The 1,941-nt window shown below is 60.5% G+C and carries 4 protein-coding genes; all 4 read left to right on the forward strand.

Features of this window, described 5'->3' with window-relative positions:
• The first annotated feature begins 166 nt into the window (after positions 1-166).
• The 4 genes from ACXRVY_RS26425 to ACXRVY_RS26440 all read left to right on the forward strand — a co-directional run bounded on the left by ACXRVY_RS26425 (position 167) and on the right by ACXRVY_RS26440 (position 1,724).
• Positions 167-457 carry a DUF7693 family protein gene (locus ACXRVY_RS26425; RefSeq protein WP_223463648.1) on the forward strand — a complete coding sequence of 97 codons (291 nt, stop codon included), beginning with the start codon at positions 167-169 and terminating at the stop codon, positions 455-457.
• A gap of 81 nt (positions 458-538) precedes the next feature.
• Entirely contained in the window at positions 539-1,111 is a 573-nt protein-coding gene (locus ACXRVY_RS26430) for a chorismate mutase (RefSeq protein WP_223463647.1), read from the forward strand.
• Positions 1,112-1,117: 6 nt separating this feature from the next.
• Positions 1,118-1,249: a hypothetical protein gene (locus ACXRVY_RS26435; protein ID WP_263289944.1), complete on the forward strand. Its 132-nt coding sequence runs from the start codon at positions 1,118-1,120 to the stop codon at positions 1,247-1,249.
• Between the two features lie 46 nt (positions 1,250-1,295).
• Positions 1,296-1,724, forward strand: coding sequence for a nuclear transport factor 2 family protein (locus tag ACXRVY_RS26440; protein WP_223463646.1), 429 nt, complete (start codon positions 1,296-1,298; stop codon positions 1,722-1,724).
• Positions 1,725-1,941 lie beyond the last annotated feature (217 nt).

Here is a 1,941-nt window from a genome sequence, read left to right on the forward strand (position 1 = left end):
GTCAGGCACCCCTTGTGTGACTGTCCAACCGTCATCGCGAGCAAGCTCGCTCCCACAAGGTTTGTGGTGTTCCAACGATTGACTGACTGGAATTAGCCGCATCTGCCGGGCTTTTTTGTATGGCAATGATTTATCCTGTGCCTGCGACTTCACCCCGGAGACACCTGTGCCCGCCCTCACCGCCCGCGAGGTTTATCAGCAATTGCGTGATGCCGCCCAGGGCATTCGCACAGTCCAGCGTCTTGATGATCAATACGCGTCGCGCCCTGTGGAAGTCGACATCGACGGCTGGCGCCTGACCCTCGAAGTCGACGCCGGTCACTTGCGCCACTGCCTGCACGGCCAAAGCCCCGATGGCCGCGAGTATGCGTTCGACAGCGGGCAGCGCTTCGGTACCGACCCGGTGAGTTTGCTCAGCACCTGGGAGCTGGCGCAGATTGAGCGGCTGCTGGCCTGAATCCTTCGCAACCTGTCGTTCCCTGGCTGCACTTGTGATACACAAGCCGGAGTGATTTCAGCGTCCAAGGAGGTTCTGCCCATGCCCCGCTCCTCTCGCCTGCCGTACTGGCTGGCCTGCACCCTGCTCGGCTTGTTCGCTGGCTGTGTGCAAGCAGACACGCCGCCCCCCGCACCTGATGCCTTGCAACCCTTGCTGGCGACGATGAATGAGCGGTTGTACATCAGTGAGCAGGTGGCGCTGACCAAGTGGGACAGCGGCAAACCGGTCCAGGACAACGCCCGGGAAGCGCAAGTCATCGCCAACGCGCGCGCGCAAGCCACCCAGCGCAAGCTCGACCCCGACGATGTCGCCGACCTGATCGCCGCCCAGATCGAAGCCAGCAAACTGGTGCAATACGGCCGGCTCGCGCAATGGCAAGCGGCGCACAAAGCACCGGACACGCCACGGCCGGACCTCATTAACGACATCCGGCCCAAGCTCGACAAGCTGCAAAATCTGCTGCTCCAGCAGTACGCCGATTTCCTGCCCTACCGCAAAGACCCGAACTGCCCGCAATGGCTGGCCACCGAACGCTCCGCGCTGATCAAGGATTACCTGCATGAGCAGGCGATGATTCGTGCGACCGGGGAGCTGTGTATTGCAGGGCGATAACCTCAAATGAGCCACACTGAAACCCTCGCCAAAATACGCCTCGGTCCGATGTTGCTGTTGCAGGGCCTGCACACGCGGCGGATGACGCCCGAGCCGGGCTTGATGGCCAGCAATGGGCCGACGATGCCGCCAGGGTGATCGACCAACGCTTTCGCACCACAACAATAAAAAACAGGAGTTGAAGATGTCCGAGCTGAACCTGAACCCCAATGTCGCAGCGTCCCTGAAGCAGTGGCATGCGATGATCGGCAACCGCGACTTGAGCGGCTTGCCTGAATTGCTCGATCCGCAGGCGGTGTTCCGTTCGCCAATGGCACACACGCCGTATCCCGGGGCGCCAGTGGTGTCGATGATCCTCAACACGGTCATGAACGTGTTCGAGGACTTTGCCTATCACCGCGAACTGGCGACGGCGGACGGCTTGAACGTGATTCTCGAATTCAGCGCCAAAGTCGGCGAGAAAGAGCTCAAGGGCATCGACATGATCCGCTTCAACGAACAGGGCAGGATTGTCGAGTTTGAAGTGATGGTGCGGCCGCTCAGTGGCTTGCAGGCGCTGGGTGAGGAAATGGGGCGGCGCCTCGGTGCTTATCTGAAAGCCAGCAAGGCCTGACTTCCTGATTCACCCAAAATCCCTGTAGGAGCGAGCCTGCTCGCGATGGCGGAGTGTCAGTCAATATGTTGTTCACTGACCCACCGCCATCGCGAGCAGGCTCGCTCCCACAGGTTTTGTGTAAAGCCTGGAATCGTCACACCATCGGCGCAGATTGCGTCGATGTCGAACTGCCCCCCTTGCGCTACGGGTAGAGTTCGGACAGCAGGTCGATCAT

The organism is Pseudomonas sp. P5_A2_2 (assembly GCF_054177685.1).